We start from the raw sequence: 20895 nt of genomic DNA, 5'->3' as shown, positions 1-20895 counted from the left end.
AGTTCAAAATGTAATTGGGAACGACTAAGAACTATTTTTTCTCTTGTCAGGAACTGATGTAAACGCTCTACCCTGCTTCACTTTTCCCGTGCCCATTCTTGACCTGTATCCTTTAGGGGTATCCACATATCAGTTCATATTATTAGCATATTCTTTTTCCCGTATAGTATAATACATTGTCAACTACTTTATGTATCGGGAGAGACAAAGTGAAGAAGAATACCTACTACTTATCCGTCGGAATAACCTTATATAGCCTATCTATCTTAGCTACACCTACTGAAGTTAGTGCAGAAACACCGCCTGCTCTCACTCCAGAAGCAACAAGCCCACCAAATACAGTAACCATTACAAATACAGAACACCAGCAGGCAATACAAGATGCTCAAAAAGCAGGGCTTGAAGTCCTAGAAGTTGGATACAAGCAAGTTCCCTCTAAAGAGATAGCAGAGCAAGAGATGCAGGCTCAAACAGACTATATTCAAGCAAGCACTAGAGAATATATAGCTGCGAATAAAGCCTATCAAGCAGAAGTCCCTCGCTATCATGCCTACATCAAAGAACAAGAAGCCTTTCAAAAAGATTCCGTAGAATACGCTCAATATGAAGTAAAAGAAAGACAGTACCAAGCAGAACTAGCCCACTATCAAGAGCAGAAAAAGAATTATCAAAAAGAGGTAGAACAATACGAGAAAGATCAAGCCATCAATCTTTTTTTATAAGATTGACTTCCCCCATCTGGCTGCCCCTCTTGCCACTGCCAGTCAAAGCTCTTTTAAAAAAGAAGTTTTAAAATGGACCTTAGGGATAAATGCGGGAATAGGGCTTGGTATCATGCCAGAAGATATCTTCTTTCAGGCTAATTCCTGGCTGGGCGATACGCTAACCACCATGAACGACAAGGATGAGATGACGGATAAGGATGCCTTTATCATCCATACCCTTCTCCTAAATCTACCCTTAAACGAAGCCATCAAACACTATTATAGTATCCCCAATTTGGATCAGAAAAGAGACCAACTCTATCAAGTAGCATTAAGATTCAGATATCCAAGCCTCCCTAATCCTGAGCTTATGCTAAAGGCGTCTGCCCTCCTCAGTCTCTCGACTTTGGGGCTCATCACCGTATTCCACATACTATCTCCTTTAAAGAACAAATGGGAAGAACTAGGGGACGGGTGGAATAAATTCAAAGGCAAGATAAAAGATTACTGGGAAAAGTTCTCTAAGAAGCAAGGGCAGCAAAAATCAGGGGAAAAAGCTCCGATCCACAAGTCAGATAAAAAGCCTAGTCCTCGCTTGACAAGTAACAAGCAAGGTCAGGTGAAGACCACCAAGCCCGCTAATCGATTCTCCCTGATAGCACGTACCTTCAATCCTAAGAAAATATTGATATCTGCAAAACAAGTAGTAAAACCAATCGCGACAACCATTCAGAAAAAGGTGGTGCAACCAATTAAAAACGGTATCAAACATATTGGAAAGGCAATTCAAAAAAAGGTAGTCGAACCAATAAAACGAGCCATCAAGCCAGTTGCGAAAGCTGTTCAGAAAAAAGTAATTCAACCGATTAAAACCGGCATCAAACATATCGGAAAGGTCATTCAGAAAAAAGTAGTACACCCTGTCAAACAAGCCATCAAGCCAGTTGCGAAAGCTGTTCGGAAAAAGGGGATTCAACCGATTAAGAGAGGCATCAATAAAACAAGGAAGACTATTCAGAAAAAGGTAGTACAACCTATCAAACGAGCGACCAAGCCAATCACCAAAACCATTCAAAAAAGGGTGGTGCAACCAGTTAAAAGGGCTATCAGAAAGGTGACTGCTCCTATCCAGCGGAAAATCATTCGCCCTGTACGGCAAGCAAATAGACCTGTAAGAAGACCGATTCAACGAAAGGCACCAAAACCAATCCAAGGAAGACCTATCCGCAAACCAGCCAAAAAGAAAGGAAGATAAATATCCATGACTACACCGACCAAAAAGAAACGAAAGATTTTCAGAAAATTCCTCTTCTTCCTATTTGGGAGCATTCTCATGTTCATCATGGCAATGGAAAATCTAAACACCTATTCTATCTATTATGAAGAACAACTAGCAACCTCAGAGAAAGAAAGAAGGGATAATGTCATTAAAGTAACTATCACCAATCTGAGAAGTCTACATTATAAGAATATTCCAAATATGCGCTTTGATTTTGATGGACAAAATTTTATTGAAAATCAAAATGATTCTTCTGGAAGCTATTTTCCCTCTGTTTCAAATAATGCTGGCGGATATTCATATCGAGATAAAAAAGGTAATAGCTATCACTTTGATGAAAACCTCCATCTAACTTATGCAATTAAACTTAGTAGTACTGAACATAAAGTACTAGATTTAACTCAACTAGATGAAGAACAATTGAAGGATGAGATGTATGATACATTGAAGCCCATCATTGACGCACAGGATAAGCCTGCTTTCTTCAATCTATTATGGTTGTACAAGTTAGTGAGGAAATAAAACTATGCAGATACCTACCAAAAAGAAAGGAAAGATTTTCAGAAAATTCCTCTTCCTCCTATTTGGGAGCATTCTCATGTTCATCATGGCAATGGAAAATCTAAACACCTATTCTATCTATTATGAAGAACAACTAGCAACCTCAGAGAAAGAAAGAAGGGATAATGTCATTAAAGTAACTATCACCAATCTGAGAAGTCTACATTATAAGAATATTCCAAATATGCGCTTTGATTTTGATGGACAAAATTTTATTGAAAATCAACAAGATTCTTCTGGAAGCTATTTTCCCTCTGTTTCAGGAAATGTTGCTGACTATCGATACTTAGATAAAAAAAGAACGGCTATCATTTTGATAGAGATCTCAATTTAATTTATGGAATCAACAATACCAACTATGAAGAGTTAGATTTACATCAATTAAATGAAGAACAATTAAAGAACGAGATGTACGAAACCATTAGACCTATTATTGAAGCACAGGATAAGCCTGGTCTCTTCAATCTATTATGGTTGTACAAGCTCTTGAGGAAATAAAATATAGGAAAAGAAGAAGCTGGGCAAGCCCAGCTCTATTTTGTAGAGTTTATACTCTTAAAAAATCAAAAGGATACTTCGTTAACTTGCCTTGGTGAACACTAGTTCTACCTTCGGCTTCGTTTTCTAGTCTACTTTTGATTTTTATTGAGTATTACATTAACATCTCCTACTCAAAGAAAATCAAAAATAGACAAGGAAACGCAATCAAGGATAGAACGTGAGCTCATAAAGGCAGGTTCTAAGACCGCCCTGCCCTAAGTTAGCTAAAATATTCCAACCTGAGTATTTTAGCTCAGGTATCCAGATAGTTCATCTAGATGGTTCTCTACAAACTGAAGCATAGAGGAGGTCAGAACGAGACTAGATCCGGTTTGGTAGGCTTTGAGAACACGTTCCAAGATGGCTTTCTCATGCGACAAACAATGTTCAAGCACCCACTCTCCACCCTCTTTCTTAGATAAAAACCTCTCTTCTTTCACATATGCCAAGGTTCGACAGAGATTCAAAATGGTGGATGCGGGGTCATCTGACACCATGCTTACGCTATTTTCAAGATCGTACCACACACTCTCAAGGTACTCCTTTCGGCTTGGGGCTTGAAAAATTTTTTCAAGCTCCTCTCCATATAGAACGATTCCCTTTTGGCAAATGACCATGATATGGGCTATCAAATCTAAATCAACTCCCTGCATGTTTGCACAATACAAGGAAACATTTTCTTGCGCTGCTAGTCGATGTTGATGAGAATAATGTAGATGAAAAGGCATAGGAAAGCGGGGAGGTTTGAGATCTTCCATACAGACGACACTCATCTCAAGTCCCTTTCTAGGACCAACTTCTTCCATCTCAATCAGAGACTGAATCACCCTTTCTTTTTCTGCCTGCTGCAAGGCTTCCTTGACGACCACCAAAAAATCAAGGTCACTTTGTTCCCAAGAAAAGCAACCATAAGCCAAGGAACCATGCAGATAAATACCAACCAGATTAGGGGCTAACAAGGAGACCAACTCCTGCTTTATTCTCCCTAACGTATCAAGAACTCTCTTTTCCACTTTATCTCTCCTTGAGTTGATAAGCAAAACCGATTGATTTTTTCTCAAAACCATAGTGCTCGTAGAAACGATGAGCAAGCTGGCGGTCGTCTCCCATACCACTATTTAGGGCCAGTACCTGACAGCCTGCTTTTCTTCCAAGCTCCCTCACCTTATCTAGTAGGGCTGTTCCAATCCCTTTTTGACGATGATGGCTATCTACTACTAAAATAAGGATTCGCAGGTAGCTCCCCTCTCTTTCAAAGAAATACATCTGGGCATAGCCGATCAAACCAAGTACCTGCCCGTCCTGCTCAAAGACAAGTAAGTTATACTCTTTTTGAGCCAGCAATTGACGGAAGCGTTCTTTTACATTCACAAGCGGACTAGGATAGCCTAATTCTGACAATAAGCGCTGACAAGCTAGACTATCTTCTTCCTGATAGGTTCGAATCATCATTTCTCCTTCAAAGCTTCAAATTTGGCTTTCATGGTTGGATTTTTCCGAGTTAACTTTTTGACAGAGACATCTTCCAATTTATTATTGGCTAGACGCAACTGATTTTCACTGGTCGTAAGGGCCGCCTTGACCGCCTCCATACGTTTGATCGCCTTATCAATCTCATCAATAGCCTTTTGGAAATTCGTACTAGCAGACTGATAGTTCTTGGCAAAGGCATTTTTAAAGGTTTCCAAATCCTCTTCAAAGTGGGTAATATCAATATTCTGCTCTTTCACCAATGCCAATTCCTGCTTGTATTTGAGAGCATTCATCGCTGCGTTGCGCAAAATCCCAATCAATTGAATAAAGAATTGAGGACGGACTACGTACATTTTTTCATATTTATGGCTAACATCTACAATCCCTGTATTATAATAGTCATTATCCGCTTCTAGCATGGTGACTAGAACTGCATATTCGCAGCCCTTCTCCCTGCGGTCTTTGTCCAATTCCTTGAAAAAGTCCTCGTTCTTATGCTTTTTCACCGTATCGTCTGCTTCGTTTTTCATCTCAAACATAATGGAGAGAATCTCTATGTTATTTTCATCTACCTCACGGTAAATATAGTCTCCTTTTGAACCACGACTAGAAACCTGATTATCCTTTTCAAAATAGGCATTGGGAAAGGCTAGGGGGCGAACCTTGTTAAATTCTGCCTCTGCATACAATTCTAAGCTCTCCCCAATAGCCTTGGTCGACTGTTGGGCTTTGAAATTCTTGTAAAATTCAACCTGTTCATTGGCAGCCTTTAATTGCAATTCAAACTCCTGCTTAGTCGTTGCAAGGGCTAACTCCTGCTTTTGTTTCTGCAACAGCAACTCTGTTTTGACCGCCTCATATTCTTTTTCCATGGAAGAGAGCGCCAATTGGAATTCATGCTCTTTCTCTAAACGTATTCTCTCCATTTGCGCTTCGAGCGTAACGACTTCTTGCTCCTTTTGGGACAAGGCAGAGCGAATTTCCAATTCCGTCTGCTTTTCTGATTGTTCTAGCTTAGCAGTCAATTCGGCTATTTCTGTATCTCGCTTGGCTAGCTGTCTTTGCAACTCATTTTTTGCCTTTTCCGCAACGAGTTCCGTCTCACGTGCCAAGCGCTCATGCACTTCTTTTTCAAATTCTGCTCCACGAACTTGAGCCAAGAGTTGGCTGTACTCTGTTTCATTGACCTGAAAGGCAATCCCACAGTGGGGACATGTTAGGGCTTGCATATTTTCTCCTTACTTCTTCTAGTTCTGTCGTTTATACCTAATACTCTTTAAAAATCAAAAGGATACTTGGTCAACTTTCCTTGGTGAAGGCTCCTTCTACCTTGGGCTTCGATTATAAGGAAATGAGCGGTGCTACTCTCATTTCCAACCTTTCACAATTCTTAATTGTGAAAGCTAGTCTACTTTTGATGTTTATTGAGTATAAGAATAGTTATAAAAACGATATTCGTACATCATACTATCTCTAGTATAGCAAAAAACACTCAAAAATGCTGTTCTTTCTCTCATCATATATTAAAATAAATGGTTAGCCTCTCTTCTTGACAAACACCCGTTTTTAGACACTTTTCTGATTTTGCCCTTTTTCAGTTTCAATTATTTCCAAATTTTAGTCTTTTCCTATACAATAGAAGGGTTAAGAAATACGATAGAAAGGTAGAAAGAATGCCCTTATCCGTTTTTTTGGAATTAGTGGAAATAAAAGCCAAAACAGCTAGTATACTGCCCTTCTTCATTGGGATCTGTTTTAGCTACTATGCCTATGGACTAATCAGACCCGCCTATGTTATTTTTTTCTTTATAGCCATGCTCTTCTTCAATATGTTTGTCGATGTCTGGGACAACTACAACGATTACCGACATGCCTTGGATTTAGACTATCAGCAAAAAACAAATATCATCGGACGGGAAAACCTATCCCTGCCTTCAGTTAAGGGACTAATGTGGGGGCTTTTTACGCTCTCTCTCATTATCGGACTGACCTTATCTTGGTTTGTTGGCTTTCCCTTGTTCATCATGGGAGGATTTTGCTACGCTATTGGAATCTTTTATTCCTCCGGGCCAAGACCCTTATCTAGTCTCCCTTTAGGCGAAGTTTGTTCAGGATTTACCATGGGATTTATGATTAGCTTGATCTGCGTTTACCTCAATACAGCTCCTGATTTTGACTGGCAGCTGACAACACTCGCCCATATTTTTCTCATCGCCCTTCCCAATACTCTTTGGATTGCCAATCTCATGCTAGCCAATAACCTCTGCGATAAGGAAGAAGATGAACAAAATCATCGCTATACTCTTGTTCACTACATCGGAATAAGGGCTGGACTTTATCTGTTTGCTACTGCAAATGGAGGGGCGCTACTTGCTATTGTCAGCCAAGTTTTGCTCGGCATTGCTCCAATAACCTGTCTCCTTAGTCTCCTCTTAACTCCCTTTATCCTAAAGCAGACCAAACTTCTATATCAGAAGCAAGTCAAGTCAGACACCTTTCCATGTGCCATCAAGATTTTAGCCTTAGGCTCAACCACTCACGTTCTCACCTATGCCCTTGGTATTCTTTTGAATAGATAGTTCCTTGGTTTATCCATGCCTACTCTAAACATAAGGCTCTCCTTATCTATCCATCACAAGTAAGGAGAAAGCGAGCACCAAGATACAGACTTCTTATCCCACTTCTCATGAAACCTTTTCTGTCAAGAAAAAGACTTTGAGTATTTCCCGACCAAGGGGAATTAAAAAATACTGCTCATAATTGACTTGATTGGGAACATTCATTGAGTAAATATGTTATTATATTATATATAAAAAAGAAATTTTAGGAAAGGGGCTGAGCCGACCGTTCGGCTCCTCAATCGGAGGATATTATGACGATCGAAACGCTGGCTCGTCTGCAATTTGCAATGACGACTATCTTTCACTTCTTCTTCGTACCATTTAGTATGGGGACAGCTTTAGTCGTAGCCATTATGGAAACCTGCTATGTTGTCACCAAGAAAGAAGAATATAAAAAATTAACAAAATTCTGGGGGAATATCATGCTACTTAGTTTTGCAGTCGGCGTGGTAACAGGAATTATTCAAGAATTTCAATTTGGAATGAACTGGTCTGATTACTCCCGCTTTGTCGGAGATATTTTCGGAGCCCCTCTAGCAGTTGAAGCCCTCTTCGCTTTCTTTATGGAATCCACTTTCTTGGGTCTTTGGATGTTCACTTGGGAAAATAAAAAAATTAACAAAAAACTCCACGCTGCCTTCATTTGGTTGGTCGTACTTGGCTCTTTCATGTCTGCCATGTGGATTCTGATTGCAAATAGCTTCATGCAGCACCCAGTTGGCTATGAAATCGTGAATGGCCGTGCCCAGATGACAGATTTTGGTGCCTTGATTAGCAATCCGCAATTCATCTATGAGTACAGCCACGTAGTCACTGGGGCGATTACTATGGGGGGTATCCTAGTTGCAGGTCTATCTGCTTTCCGTCTCTTGAAAAAAGAAAAGCTAACCGAAACGACCCAGGCTCTCTATAAAAAATCAGTCCGCATCGGTCTCATCATCTCGCTAATCGGCTCTATCTCTGTTCTTGGAGCAGGAGATGCTCAGATGCAAGCTCTCATTGAAGATCAGCCCATGAAATTTGCAGCTATGGAGGGGGACTATGAAGATTCTGGCGACCCTGCTGCTTGGACAGTGCTTGCTTGGGCTGATGAAGCCAAGCACAAACAAGTCTTCGGGATCAAAATTCCTTATATGCTCAGTATCTTGTCCTATCATAAGATGTCAGGTGCTGTCAAGGGAATGGATACAGCTAATGAAGAACTGATTGCCCAATATGGGGAGCGTGACTACTTCCCTATGGTCAACCTGCTCTTTTATGGTTTTCGGATCATGGCTGGTTTTGGAGTTTTGATGCTCCTTGTCTCTGTCTTAGGACTATTTTGGACTCGCAAGAAACATCCAGTCCTCTATGAAAAGAAATGGATGCTCTGGCTTGTCGCTCTGACAACGTTTGCTCCATTTTTAGCCAATACCTTCGGTTGGATTGTAGCCGAACAAGGGCGTTATCCTTGGACAGTCTACGGTCTCTTTACCATTGAGCAAAGCGTCTCACCAAATGTATCTGTTGCATCCTTGACGATTTCAAATCTGATTTACTTCCTCTTATTTAGTGCCCTAGCAATCACGATGATTAAACTGGTCATTCGTGAATTACAACACGGGCCTGATTCTCGACAAGAGGGACTTCATCTCGGTGGCTATTCTTCTGTTGACACATTTAACAAGGAGGCATTCTAAATGAGTAACTTACAATTATTATGGTTCTTTCTCATCGGCCTACTCTTTTCTGGCTTCTTCTTCCTTGAAGGGTTTGATTTCGGAGTAGGAATGGCGGTGCAGTCACTTGCAAAAAATGAGTTGGAAAAAGACCAGATTGTGGAAACCATTGGTCCTGTTTGGGACGGTAATGAGGTCTGGTTATTGACTGCAGGAGGTGCCATGTTTGCCTCTTTCCCTTACTGGTACGCTTCTTTATTTAGTGGCTATTACCTCGTCTTGTTGATGATATTGGTCGGCTTGATTATCCGAGGTGTTTCCTTTGAATTTCGCCATAAAGTCCCTAAAAAAGAAAAACAAGCTTGGAATTGGGCATTATCTATCGGCTCCTTCCTCGTCCCTTTCTTTTTCGGTATCATGTTTATCAGCTTGGTTCAAGGAATGCCTCTCGATAAAAATGGCAATATGTCTGCTCACTTTAGCGACTACTTCAACCTCTTTTCACTGGTTGGCGGGGTAGCTATGGTTCTCTTGACCTATCTCCATGGTTTGAATTATATCAGCCTAAAGACAGATGGTCCCGTTCGCATGCGTGCCCGTCAGTACGCCAAAAAACTTTATCTTGTCCTCTATCTGGGCTTACTAGCCTTTGCGACCCTCCTCTTTTTCAAAACAGACTTTTTTGAACTGCACTTTGTATCGACCCTTGCCTTGGTTGTCGCCATTGTGGTACTCACCTTAGTCGCCCATCTATCTGTTATCAAAGAGCTTGAAATGGTAGCCTTTCTTGCGAGTGGCTTCTCCCTAGTAGCTGTCGTTACTCTCTTATTCCAAGGGCTTTTCCCACGGGTAATGATTAGCTCCATCAGCTCCCAATACAACCTACTGATTGCGTCAGCTTCATCATCCCCATATACCCTTAGCATCATGTCTATCGTCGCCCTGACCTTGGTTCCCTTCGTTCTAGCTTATACAGCTTGGACCTACTATATCTTTAGAAAACGAATCACGTTACCAGTCATTAGAACGGAGGAACACCATGCTGGATAAAGCTGTGATGCGCTTGGCAGGTGTTCATAAACTACTAGGATTGCTTGCAGGATTGGATATCCTTCAAGCAATCTTTATTATCGGACAGGCTACAGGGCTCAGTCAGGCTATTACAGGTGTCTGGGAAGGCAACACGTTAAAGAGCCAGCTTCTACCTGCCCTTTGCTTTTTCATCTGCTATCTTGGGCGCCACGCCATGAATTATCTCAAAAATGAACGCTTGGATCGATTCTCAAGCCAGCAGGCAAGCCAACTTCGTGGGCAATTGCTCCGAAAAGTATTTGAATTAGGCCCCCACATCGTTCAAAAAGAAGGCTCTGGTAATGTCATTACCATGGCATTAGACGGAATTTCTCTGGTGGAGAATTATCTACACCTCATCTTAAATAAAATGATGAATCTAAGCATTATTCCTTGGATTATCTTAGTCTATCTCTTTTATCTAGACTGGGAATCCGGTTTTGTTCTCCTCCTTGTCTTTCCAATTATTATTCTGTTCATGATTATCTTGGGGTATGCTGCGCAAGCCCGAGCAGATCGCCAATATAGTCAGTATCAATTATTATCCAATCACTTTTTAGACACACTCCGAGGTCTCGATACCTTAAAGTTTTTTGGCCGTAGCAAGTCCTATTCCAAAAATATTTACCAAACCAGTGAACATTTCCGAAAGGCTACTATGAGCGCTTTACGAATTGGGATTTTATCTACCTTTGCGCTAGACTTCTTTACCACACTATCCATTGCGATAGTTGCTGTCCTCCTTGGACTTCGTTTGATTAAGGGGGAGATGTCCCTCTTTCCTGCCCTAACAATTCTTATCCTGGCACCAGAATATTTCCTACCGGTACGCGACTTTTCAAGTGACTATCATGCAACCTTAGACGGCAAAAATGCTATGCAAAGCATTCAGCAAATCTTAAATACCCCTAGTATCCGTAAAGAACAGGTGAGCATCGCCCCTTGGAATCAAGATAGCTGTTTGGATTTGGAGAATATCTCCATTGCCTATGAAGAGAAAAAACTTTTTGAACAAACATCACTTACTCTTTCAGGCTATCAAAAAGTGGGGATCATCGGAATGAGCGGCTCTGGGAAATCCACCTTGATCAATCTTTTGAGTGGCTTTTTAGGACCTAAAAAAGGGAAGATCCTGATTGAGGGATGTCAAATAGCCAACCTTGATCAAGAAGATTGGCGCAGGCAACTGCTCTACATCCCCCAACATCCCTATATCTTTGAAATGAGCCTGCGTGACAATATCACATTCTACACACCTTCTGCAAGCGAGGAAAAAGTAAAAGAAGCTATCTCAATGGTTGGCTTAGAGGATTTGGTGGCTCGTTTACCAGAGGGGCTCGATACTCTCATTGGAAATGGAGCGCGTCCTCTAAGTGGAGGGCAGGCACAACGGATCGCCCTTGCCCGAGCCTTTCTCGATCAAGAGCGGCGCATTCTCTTACTGGATGAGCCTACTGCTCATCTTGATATCGAGACCGAATTAGAGCTCAAGGAAAAAATGCTACCGCTGATGGAGAATCGCTTGGTTCTTCTTGCTACCCATCGCCTCCACTGGCTCCACCAGATGGACTATATCCTAGTCCTTGAACAGGGACAAATCGTTGAGATGGGAAGCTATGAGGAGCTATTAGCTAAAAAGGGGAAACTCTATCACCTAAAAACTGCAATGGGAGGAAGCCATGACTAAGATTCCTTTATTTCGTGTCATGAAAGAAGACCACTGGGTCAAACCTTTTTTTAAACAATATAAGTTGGCACTAGGTCTCGCCCTCTTTCTGGGATTTTTGACCTTCTTTAGTGCAGGGGCCCTCATGTTTATTTCAGGTTTTCTTATCAGCAAATCGGCCTCACTTCCGACTAACATTCTCCTGGTCTATATTCCTATCGTTCTCACACGAACCTTTGGAATTGCCCGGCCGGTCTTTCGCTATTTGGAACGACTAAGCAGCCACAACTGGGTCCTCAAAATGACCTCTAAACTCCGTCTCAAACTCTATCAAACCTTAGAGCAAGATGCGATTTTTATCAAGCGTGATTTTCGCTTGGGAGACCTTATCGGACTATTAGCTGAAGACATTAACCACCTGCAAAATCTTTATTTACGGACTATTTTCCCAACAGTCATTGCCTGGCTTCTCTATCTCTTTATCGTGATCGCTCTTGGTTTCTTTTCCTGGTGGTTTGCAGGCTTCATGCTGCTCTACTTAGCCCTTCTCATTCTTGTCTTTCCTCTGTTTTCTGTTCTGATTAATGGTGCGAGACAACAAAAAGAAAAGGCTTTGAAAAATAGTCTCTATACAGAATTGACAGACAATATCCTAGGGATTTCTGATTGGATTTTCAGCCAAAGAGGGCAAGAATATGTCGCCCTCCACGAAAGTTCCCAAGACCAGCTCACAGCTGTCCAAGCTAAAATGAAAGCCTTCCAAAATAAACGGACTCTTCTCTTTGAAGCAGCATATGGATTTTTGATTCTCCTGACCTTTATCTGGGCTAGTCTCCGTTTTACTGGAAATCATGGTGGGAATGCTAACTGGGTTGCTGCTTTTGTCCTTTCGCTCCTGCCTTTGATCGATGCCTTTGCAGGGCTTTCAACAGCCAGTCAAGAAGCCGATAGCTATGCCGATTCGATCGGACGGCTCAATGCTCTTCCTGTTCTAAGGGCGAACCTAAAACCAGACATACAGCCACAAGCCCCTTATGATTTTCATATTGAAAAACTACGTTTCCACTATCCAAATGACAAAAGGCTGGTGCTAGATCAGCTAGATTTAACCATTCCTCAAGGACAAAAACTGGCGATTCTCGGTCGGAGTGGTTCGGGAAAAAGTACCCTTGCGAGCCTGTTACGGGGAGATTTAGAACCTAGCTCAGGAACACTTCTCTTTGGAGGTGTATCAGCAACAGCACTGGGTGACACCATTTCCTCCTATATTGGAGTCATCCAACAGGAGCCCTACCTATTTCGCACTAGCCTACTCAATAATATCCGCCTAGGAAATGAAAAAGCCAGCCTCGAGCAAGTCTGGCAGGTTCTTGAACGTGTTGGTTTACGGAAAATGGTGGAAACACTACCGCAAGGATTAGATACAATGGTAGATGAAGCCGGCTTGCGTTTTTCAGGAGGAGAACGACATCGGATTGCCCTTGCCCGCATTCTGCTAAAAGAAACACCTGTCGTCATTCTAGATGAACCAACCGTTGGACTAGATCCACTTACCGAAAAGCAAGTTTTAACCACTTTTATGGAAGAATTAGAAGAGAAAACAGTTATCTGGATCACCCACCATTTGAAAGGAATTGAGTACGCAGATCGGATCATCTTCCTTGAAAATGGCAAGCTCGAAATGGTCGGTAGCCCTGCTTTCCTAGCCAAAACGAGTCCCCGCTTTCGCCACCTCAAAGCTGTTGATGATGGTGAAAGCTAGAATCACCCCATAGAAACAGATTGATAGTCTTTGAAAATTTCTTCAAACTGTATCAGCATCGCCTTGGCTACGCTACGATGGTTCCCTGCTTTTTCAAGCACTATTTCCTACCTGGGCTAGTTTACTTTTTGAGTTTCTTTGAGTATTAGCGTCTCTTTTATAGTTGTTTCGTTTCCTTTTGGTATAGTTGTTTCGTTTACTTTTAGTACTAGGCAACGAGCTTTGGTGAACGCTCGTTCTACCTTCGGCTTCGATTATAAAGAAATGAGCGGTACTACTCTCATTTCCAACCCTTCACAATTCTTAATTGTGAAAGCTAGTCTACTTTTGATTTTTATGGAGTATTAGTTCAACACAATTGAAACAAAAGAAAAACACAGATAGATGTACTCTGATTTTGATTCGATCTATCTGTGTTTTTGAATGGATTGCTTCCTTTTTTCCATACTTGTCTTTTTATAGTTGTTTCGTTTCTTTTTCGTACTAGGAAACAGGCTATAAGGCTGTGCTTGAGTAAGGCAAAGCGAGTTCCAATCATCTAGAAGATGATTGGAAGTTGGAAATAGAGAAACGGAGTTTCCACAATTCATCTAGAAGATGATTGGAAGTTGGAAATAGAGAAACGGAGTTTCCACAATTCATCTAGTAGATGATTGGAAGTTGGAAATAAGGAGACGGAGTTTCCACAATCTTCGAAGTCATAAAAGTGAAACTAAACGAGTATATTGTTGAAGTCTATGGCAGGCAACCTTGTGTCCTAATGTTGTTTCAATCTACTATATTTCGCTCATCAAGGTAGTTTTTTGAGGAAATACGGAGTATTTTGAAAAAACGAACGATGCCTAACTTAAAAAGGAGCCTTAGATGGAAGTGCTAAACTGTGAATACAGGTTCTAACGATTTCTTTTTAATAAACGCTTTGTCATCTGGAATAAGATATCTCTTGTGGGATGGGATGGTAACTGGGCAATAGTTGCAACTGCCTTTTGCGTAAAGCGTGTCGCTAGCATACGCGCATCTTCTAGCCCACCTTCTTTCTTCATCAAGTCCACCACTGCCTCAACATCTGCTGCTGTCATTGCCTGTTTTTTATCGAGGTAAGGACGAAAGACCCTTGGATTTTTTTCTAAAGCACAAATCAACGGCAGATTATAGATCCCCTGACTAATATCTTCTAGGACAGGCTTATTAAGCTTTTCTTTCTCTTCTGTATAATCTAGTAAATCATCCATAATCTGAAAGGCTATCCCAATATAAAAACCGACATGTCCTGCAAGGCGAACCGTCTCGTCATTGGCTCCTCCCAAATAAGCCCCCTCTCGGCTAGCTAACTTGAATAAGGCTGCTGTCTTACCTGCCGCTGTCCGCAAGTAAGCATGAATTGTCTGCTCTTGATGATAATAGGCTGACATCTGATCTAGCTCACCCAGCAAGATTTTCTTCATCGTCTTAGCATTGATATTCATGTAAGGAGTGCCTGACATAGACTGTAGGAGGAGGTCGAAAAAGACTGTAAAGAGTAAGTCTCCTGTATAGACTGCAATATCCTTTCCGAAACGACTTTGAATCGTCTCCTGTCCACGCCGTAGCGGGGAATCATCAATAACATCATCATGGACCAAGGTTGCCAAATGCAAAACTTCAAGTGAAGCTGCAGCTGTCTCCAATTGCTCCGTATCTACCCTTGAAGTAGAACCAAAAGCTGCAAATAAAAAGAAAAAAGCTGGTCGTAAATACTTCCCACCTGCACTATTTAAAGCCACAAGAGCCTGTCCGATACTCTGGTTACGGATTTGTAGTTTCTGCTCAATCAGTCTTTTCACCCTATCCAATTTTTCTTCCAAATCTGGATAGCAACTCCAATACGATGACATGCTAATCTCCTTGATTTCCTAGTTGCTCTCTATTTTACCTTATTTAGCCCATAATAGCTAGCACAAGATACGAGGGCATCTAAAAACAGCTGAAATGTAACTTCATCGTAAGACCCCAACGAAGATAACTAGGCTAGTCACAAATGAAATGCAGTAAATAGTCATCTAGTTACCGCCAATCAAACATAATGAGGACGATAAACTGAAAACTGATATAAACAAGGTGAAAGCAAGGAATGTAAGTCCCTTGCTTTCATCATTTATGGGAGCATTACACGAAAGCCAGCGTCCGTAGGCGCTGGCTGGGGAAAGCTCATAGCCCTTTAGTTGGTGGGCTGATGAACGGACATAATAAACGAAAAATTCCTCATCCCTGCCCTTCAAAAAAGACTGGTCTGCATGAGCAACTTACCACTTACCTTGCTTGGTCCAATAAGTCCAAATGCAAACGAAAAGAATCAAACCTGCAATAACCAGTCCTAGACTGATGGTGCTGTTCGTCGCCGGCAGAACCTTCCTAGATCCGACTCTATTCTCTTGTCGATCATTTGGAACTTTTGGATCTTCCTTAGGATCCGGTGTAGGAGGTGTTTCTTTTGGAATATGACTATTGGTAATCAAGGTTCCCTCAATCTGTGTGGTATAGCCTGGTACTGGGTCTTCCTGAACGGTATACTGGATGACCTGACCAGCTTGATAATAGTCTAGATCTGCAAAGCTGTAATTCCAGCCTGTATCCTCAGAAGCAATCGCCACTTTACCTGTATCTACACCGTTAGCAAATAAACGTACTGTAATACTGCTTGGACGGATACCATCTTGATTGTTCCCATCATTCCACACCTTCGAACCTTTAAGTTGAATCTTCTTCGGTGTGTAGCTATTGGTAATCCTGTAGTTATTCCCGTCAGCCTTAATGCTGGAAGTATACTCTGCTGTAACAAGTTCTTCTAGACTGTAAGCAATCTCTTTACCGTTGGCATATTTAGGAAGCTCTTTCGACTCAAATGACCAACGACCAGTCTCATCTGGCGTCACAGTAATCCGATCTACTTCTATTCCTTGGTCATCTTTTACCACGACGACAATACTGGTCGGACGCTTGCCATCTTGGTTATTGCTATCTTCCCATACCTTGCTTCCAGTTAAGCGAATCATTTCAGGAGTGCGAGAATTTGTAATCACTTGCCCCTCTACACTCGCAACATAACCTGCTTCTGACAATAGAGCCAGTGTTGCATCGTCTTCACGAACAGAATAATGAATTTCTTGTCCTTTTTCAAATTGTGGAAGATTGGTAAAACTCCCTACCCAAGTATCTGCATCTACTTGCTCTGAAGCAGTCAAGGTTAAGACTTTTCCTGGAACTGCAACTGCTTCACCTCCTGCTACAGACTTGTAGAGCTGAACAGTGATAGAATGTGGACGCTTGCCATCTTGGTTTCCCTTGTCTGCCCATTTCTTGGTCACTTGATAACTGATTTCTTTTGGTCTATAACTATTGGTAATGGTAAAATCCTTGATCTCTGTTGTATATTCTTCAACCGAAACCTCTTCTACTGTGTAATGGATTAGTTGCCCCTTAGCATATTTCGGCTTGTTGGTAAAGGTCGTACTCCAGTTACCATCTGCAGCTGCTTGAATGATTTGACGATCTACTCGCTCACCGTTCGCAAGCAGGTGGACGGTAATCATTGTGGGACGTTTTCCATCTTGGTTATCACCATCTTCCCATTTTTTATGAACGGTGATATCAATCATTTCTGGTGAATAATGGTTTGTAATATTGTAGCCGTCAACTGTTGTATGGTAGCTTGGAACTGCTTCTTCACTAATCGTATAGGCAATTCGCTTTCCAGCCTCATATTTTGCAAGATTTGTAAAGCTATACCTCCAATTATCTGCAGCCGTTACGGTCTTACTAGCTACTGTTTGACCATTGGCAAGAAGATGAACGGTAATAGAACTTGGACGCTTACCATCTTGGTTGTCTGCATCATCCCAAGTCTTGCTACCTGATACTTCTGTTACCTCTGGTGTATAAGTATTGGTCAAGTTATACCCCTCTACTGATTTCGTATAACCAGCTGGGAGATCCTCATCAACTGTATAGGTAATCTCCTGACCATTCTCATATTGTGGAAGATTTGTAAAAGAATATTTCCAATCGTCTTTGGCAGAAATTTCCTTTGCTTCTACTTCTGTTGTTTGACCTGCTACAGTTTTAAGGAGTTTCACGACGAGTTTCTCTGGACGCTTACCGTCTTGGTTGTCATTATCAGCCCAGGTCTTTTGCCCAGAAACCTCGGTCATAGCTGGAGAGTAAGCATTGGTGACGGTAAATCCTGTTGTCATGTCACCGGTTACCTGGGATTGGTACTCTTTAGGAAGATTCACTTCTTGGACAGTATAGGCAATAACCTTTCCTGCCGCATATTTATCCAAATCCTCAAATCTTCCAGTCCAGTTATTTTCTTCATTAAGCTTCAAGCTTCTTCCTTCAATAGCTTGTCCATTGGCATAAAGTTGAATAGTGATTTCAGCTGGACGCTTACCATCTTGATTATTGGCATCTGCCCATACTTTGCTTACACCAACAGAAGTTTTTTCAATGCTATGAGTATTTGTCAAATTATAACCGTCCACCGTCTTTTCATATCCTTCTGGGAGGTCTTCATCGACTGTGTAGGTGACTGCTTGACCATTCTCATATTGTGGAAGATTTGTAAAGGAATATTTCCAATCGTCTTTGGCAGAAATTTCCTTTGCTTCTACTTCTGTTGTTTGACCTGCTACGGTTTTAAGGAGTTTCACGACGAGTTTCTCTGGGCGCTTGCCGTCTTGGTTGTCATTATCAGCCCAGGTCTTTTGCCCAGAAACCTCGGTCATAGCTGGAGAATAAGTGTTGGTGACGGTAAATCCTGTTGTCATGTCACCGGTTATCTGGGATTGGTACTCTTTAGGAAGATCAACTTCTTTTAAGGAATAGGTGATCTCTGTACCTTGATTGTCGTACTTATCCAAGTTTTCAAAATTTGCTTTCCACTTATTTCCTGAAGTGAGGATGAGCGTTTTTCCTGCAACTTCTTGACCATTGGCAAGCAGTTGAACCGTAATAGAATCTGGGCGCTTGCCATCTTGATTATTGGCATCTGCCCATACCTTACTTATTGGAATCGAAATTTTTTCTTTTGTATTTTTGATTGTCCGAATGACACCGTCTTTTCCAACCGACACTTCAATCGGTGTTTTGTCTAGTACATAGCCCTTTGGTGCCTTGGTTTCGACAATGGTAAATTTCCCCTTAGCTACTTCATCAGCTGTATAAACCTTAGACTGGGCAACACCGTCTTTCTCAATTGTAACAATCTCTTTCTCACCACTTGGGGATGTGATTTCAAACTCCGCTCCATTTAGTAAGGCTGCTGTTTCAGCATCTTGTTTGTAGAGCGTGATACGGTAGCCTGTCTCTAGTTGGATAGAACCACCTGTTGTGATTTTGGTAGAACGTGTCACACGATGAACTGTACTTTGCCTGTCCGTATTTGTTGTTATCTCTGTCTCTCCACCTTTCATGGATAATTCATTCACAACCTCTGTTCCATTTGCAGGAGAACTTGTTGAATAAAAGATACTATAGGCAGCAGGCTTCCCATTTTCAGCCAACCTTGAATCAGTATGTAACAATTTTAGGGTATAACTGGTATAAGCACTATTATACTCAATTGTGTAATCTTTTCCTTCTTCAAGAAGCTTTCCTTCTGTAAAATCCAAGTTGGAATAAAAATGCCCCGCTAAAATCTTTAGCTTTTCAGGAATAAACTGCATCGGTGCAGAATCATCTGGTATCACATCTTTTAGCGTAATGGAATCGTAACTCGATTGATTGGTATTGATTCGTAAAAACCAGTTATGGATATAGTCCCCACTTTTACCCAGTGTCGGAGAAGTCCATGACTCTTCTTTCATCACTCCGTTAATCTTAATAAAATTTTCTTTTTGTATGATTCCTGTATAATCAGACACAGTTGGTTTTTTAACGGAAATCGTATGAGTAATGAGTTTGCTAGTCTCTGTAGATGGATAGGTGATTGTTTTACCATTGATTATTTGGCTCACCTTGAAGTCTGTATAAAAGGTCCCTTTTACTCCTTGAACCTGAGTGCCACCTGTCTTTTTCAGATATTCCTGCAAATTCTTGAGGGTAATGTTCACACTTCCTCCATTCCCTTCTCCATTTGAAGTCACAGTAGCTGTTCCAACAGCCACATCTGTTGCTCCGTCTTTCAAATCAAAACTTGTATCGGCAATAGTTATTGGGGCAGGTATCGTAAAGGTAAAATAGTCTCCGTCTGCCAAATTTCCATTATAGGCTGATAAATCAAAATTTGTTTCAAATCGATAGGTCACATCTTTTACTAGCTGATAAGAACCTGACTGATCTGTTGTAAGATGTTGTCCATTATTCACATCCCATAAATTGATATCTGTTAGTACATTTTGTAGCTCCTTTGCTTGGACAGTTGTCCCACTCGCTAAGATACCTAGTAATGTGACAACTGTAGCTAAAAACAGGACTAACCATTTCTTAAGCTTGTTCATTTTTCTCCTCTAGCAATTCTTTGTTTAATTGTTCATCAGATAATTTCTTTTTTCGTACATCAGAATGTCGCCAATAACGCCGACTACAAATACTACTACAAAATACAGTTCGTTTATCAAGAATCCCTTTTTTAGTCACCACTTGACAGCCACATTTTTTACAGGTAAACGTACGGCTTTCATAATAGTCTATTGGTTTTTCCACAACAATCTTACCTCCTTTTCCTTTATACTATCTCTCTGCACTACTTCTTCCCTCTTTCAGTCACGAAAAACTCCCCCCACTCCCAACCCTCATGCAATATCGCAATTCACAAAGAGAGTGAAAGATAGAAATACAGTCTGTTTGTCTTTCATTCTTTGTCTCCTTTCTCTAATTTTCTTACTAACAACTCTTCTTACAGATTGCTTCACAGCCTATCCTAGCCTTATACTCAATAAACATTAAAAGTAGACTAGCTTTCACAATTAAGAATGGTGAAAGGTTGGAAATGAGAGTAGCACTGCTCATTTCCTTATAATCGAAGCCCAAGGTAGAACGAGCCTTCACCAAGGCAAGTTGACCAAGTATCCTTTTGATTTTTAAAGAGCATTATCTTATCTCTATCAATATATCAATATAAGAAGTTTTTGCTACAAAAGCCTGTTTATTTTAGTTTTTCTTAGTCCATTAGACAGAGACTGTTAGTTATAAGGTTTGACTAGTAGTCAAACCTTTGATATACTTAGTATATCAACACCATATATATTCATGCTTTATCTCTAGCTCTTCCTGGGTTAGGGGAGGTAAAGGAAAACCTAATCTTTTAGAGATTTTTAGACCAAGGTAAGCCACTAAGAGTTGTGTAAAAAAGATAGGCAGCTGTTAATTACAACTGAGAACCCTGTAAGGAGAGATTACCTCATGTTCATCGAACACTTCGTCAATCTCCTATTTTTACTTGGCTCTTCACGTCCTCACATCTTAATCTTGGCTCGGGAAAAAACAGTCCACTGGACTACCTCGCACTTTTATTTCTTGGCTCGGGAAAAAACAGTCCACTGGACTACCTCGCACTTTTATTTCTTGGCTCGGGAAAAAACA

At 41.1% G+C, this 20895-nt stretch carries 15 protein-coding genes; 9 read left to right on the top strand and 6 right to left on the bottom strand.

Annotated elements, in window-relative coordinates:
• Positions 1-209 precede the first annotated feature (209 nt).
• The 4 genes from ACVPON_RS05885 to ACVPON_RS05870 all read left to right on the top strand — a co-directional run bounded on the left by ACVPON_RS05885 (position 210) and on the right by ACVPON_RS05870 (position 2878).
• Positions 210-722, top strand: coding sequence for a hypothetical protein (locus ACVPON_RS05885; RefSeq protein ID WP_462877108.1), 513 nt, complete (start codon positions 210-212; stop codon positions 720-722).
• Between the two features lie 112 nt (positions 723-834).
• On the top strand, positions 835-1959 hold the full coding sequence (locus tag ACVPON_RS05880; protein ID WP_462877107.1) for a hypothetical protein: 1125 nt from the start codon (positions 835-837) through the stop codon (positions 1957-1959).
• 78 nt (positions 1960-2037) lie between these two features.
• Positions 2038-2505: a hypothetical protein gene (locus ACVPON_RS05875; RefSeq protein ID WP_462877105.1), complete on the top strand. Its 468-nt coding sequence runs from the start codon at positions 2038-2040 to the stop codon at positions 2503-2505.
• 76 nt (positions 2506-2581) lie between these two features.
• Positions 2582-2878: a hypothetical protein gene (locus tag ACVPON_RS05870; RefSeq protein WP_462877104.1), complete on the top strand. Its 297-nt coding sequence runs from the start codon at positions 2582-2584 to the stop codon at positions 2876-2878.
• Positions 2879-3332: 454 nt separating this feature from the next.
• Here the strand turns inward: ACVPON_RS05870 and ACVPON_RS05865 are convergent, their stop codons facing one another.
• From ACVPON_RS05865 to ACVPON_RS05855, 3 genes are read right to left on the bottom strand one after another with little or no spacing between them, the layout of a single operon-like run.
• The gene (locus ACVPON_RS05865) at positions 3333-4097 is read right to left on the bottom strand and encodes an aminoglycoside adenylyltransferase domain-containing protein (protein WP_462877102.1); all 765 of its coding nucleotides are present in this window, start codon (positions 4095-4097) and stop codon (positions 3333-3335) included.
• 1 nt (position 4098) lies between these two features.
• The gene (locus ACVPON_RS05860; RefSeq protein WP_462877100.1) at positions 4099-4533 is read right to left on the bottom strand and encodes an N-acetyltransferase family protein; all 435 of its coding nucleotides are present in this window, start codon (positions 4531-4533) and stop codon (positions 4099-4101) included.
• Positions 4533-5786: a DUF2130 domain-containing protein gene (locus tag ACVPON_RS05855; RefSeq protein WP_462877098.1), complete on the bottom strand. Its 1254-nt coding sequence runs from the start codon at positions 5784-5786 to the stop codon at positions 4533-4535. Before ACVPON_RS05855 ends, ACVPON_RS05860 begins: the two co-directional genes overlap by 1 nt.
• A gap of 444 nt (positions 5787-6230) precedes the next feature.
• On the opposite strand from ACVPON_RS05855, the gene ACVPON_RS05850 reads away from it, so the two are divergent.
• From ACVPON_RS05850 to cydC, 5 genes are all read left to right on the top strand, one after another.
• A complete protein-coding gene (locus ACVPON_RS05850) occupies positions 6231-7136 on the top strand; it encodes a 1,4-dihydroxy-2-naphthoate polyprenyltransferase (protein WP_462877096.1) in 906 nt (301 codons plus the stop codon).
• Between the two features lie 293 nt (positions 7137-7429).
• On the top strand, positions 7430-8857 hold the full coding sequence (locus tag ACVPON_RS05845; RefSeq protein WP_462877094.1) for a cytochrome ubiquinol oxidase subunit I: 1428 nt from the start codon (positions 7430-7432) through the stop codon (positions 8855-8857).
• Positions 8858-9886, top strand: coding sequence for a cytochrome d ubiquinol oxidase subunit II (gene cydB / locus ACVPON_RS05840; protein WP_462877092.1), 1029 nt, complete (start codon positions 8858-8860; stop codon positions 9884-9886).
• Positions 9876-11594, top strand: coding sequence for a thiol reductant ABC exporter subunit CydD (cydD, locus tag ACVPON_RS05835; protein ID WP_462877090.1), 1719 nt, complete (start codon positions 9876-9878; stop codon positions 11592-11594). The genes cydB and cydD overlap by 11 nt, the downstream gene beginning before the upstream one ends.
• Positions 11587-13335 carry a thiol reductant ABC exporter subunit CydC gene (cydC, locus tag ACVPON_RS05830; protein ID WP_462877088.1) on the top strand — a complete coding sequence of 583 codons (1749 nt, stop codon included), beginning with the start codon at positions 11587-11589 and terminating at the stop codon, positions 13333-13335. Before cydD ends, cydC begins: the two co-directional genes overlap by 8 nt.
• 893 nt (positions 13336-14228) lie before the next feature.
• Here cydC and ACVPON_RS05825 read toward each other — a convergent pair.
• The 3 genes from ACVPON_RS05825 to ACVPON_RS05815 all read right to left on the bottom strand — a co-directional run bounded on the left by ACVPON_RS05825 (position 14229) and on the right by ACVPON_RS05815 (position 20016).
• The gene (locus ACVPON_RS05825; RefSeq protein WP_462877086.1) at positions 14229-15209 is read right to left on the bottom strand and encodes a polyprenyl synthetase family protein; all 981 of its coding nucleotides are present in this window, start codon (positions 15207-15209) and stop codon (positions 14229-14231) included.
• Between the two features lie 408 nt (positions 15210-15617).
• Positions 15618-19811 (bottom strand): Cna B-type domain-containing protein, encoded by a 4194-nt coding sequence (locus ACVPON_RS05820; protein WP_462877085.1) that lies wholly within the window; start codon positions 19809-19811, stop codon positions 15618-15620.
• On the bottom strand, positions 19798-20016 hold the full coding sequence (locus ACVPON_RS05815; protein WP_462877083.1) for a hypothetical protein: 219 nt from the start codon (positions 20014-20016) through the stop codon (positions 19798-19800). The genes ACVPON_RS05820 and ACVPON_RS05815 overlap by 14 nt, the downstream gene beginning before the upstream one ends.
• Between the last annotated feature and the right edge of the window lie 879 nt (positions 20017-20895).

Source organism: Streptococcus sp. 1F3 (genome assembly GCF_054968985.1).
Note: the sequence above shows the minus strand (reverse complement) of the source record. Positions and strands in the feature narration are given on the sequence as shown.

Coding starts and splice junctions, on each gene's coding strand:
- ACVPON_RS05850 (WP_462877096.1), top strand. CDS start 6,231: ATGCCCTTATCCGTTTTTTTGGAATTAGTGGAAATAAAAGCCAAAACA.
- cydC (WP_462877088.1), top strand. CDS start 11,587: ATGACTAAGATTCCTTTATTTCGTGTCATGAAAGAAGACCACTGGGTC.
- ACVPON_RS05860 (WP_462877100.1), bottom strand. CDS start 4,533: ATGATTCGAACCTATCAGGAAGAAGATAGTCTAGCTTGTCAGCGCTTA.
- ACVPON_RS05820 (WP_462877085.1), bottom strand. CDS start 19,811: ATGAACAAGCTTAAGAAATGGTTAGTCCTGTTTTTAGCTACAGTTGTC.
- ACVPON_RS05870 (WP_462877104.1), top strand. CDS start 2,582: ATGTTCATCATGGCAATGGAAAATCTAAACACCTATTCTATCTATTAT.
- cydD (WP_462877090.1), top strand. CDS start 9,876: ATGCTGGATAAAGCTGTGATGCGCTTGGCAGGTGTTCATAAACTACTA.
- ACVPON_RS05875 (WP_462877105.1), top strand. CDS start 2,038: ATGTTCATCATGGCAATGGAAAATCTAAACACCTATTCTATCTATTAT.
- ACVPON_RS05855 (WP_462877098.1), bottom strand. CDS start 5,786: ATGCAAGCCCTAACATGTCCCCACTGTGGGATTGCCTTTCAGGTCAAT.
- ACVPON_RS05825 (WP_462877086.1), bottom strand. CDS start 15,209: ATGTCATCGTATTGGAGTTGCTATCCAGATTTGGAAGAAAAATTGGAT.
- ACVPON_RS05880 (WP_462877107.1), top strand. CDS start 835: ATGCCAGAAGATATCTTCTTTCAGGCTAATTCCTGGCTGGGCGATACG.
- ACVPON_RS05845 (WP_462877094.1), top strand. CDS start 7,430: ATGACGATCGAAACGCTGGCTCGTCTGCAATTTGCAATGACGACTATC.
- cydB (WP_462877092.1), top strand. CDS start 8,858: ATGAGTAACTTACAATTATTATGGTTCTTTCTCATCGGCCTACTCTTT.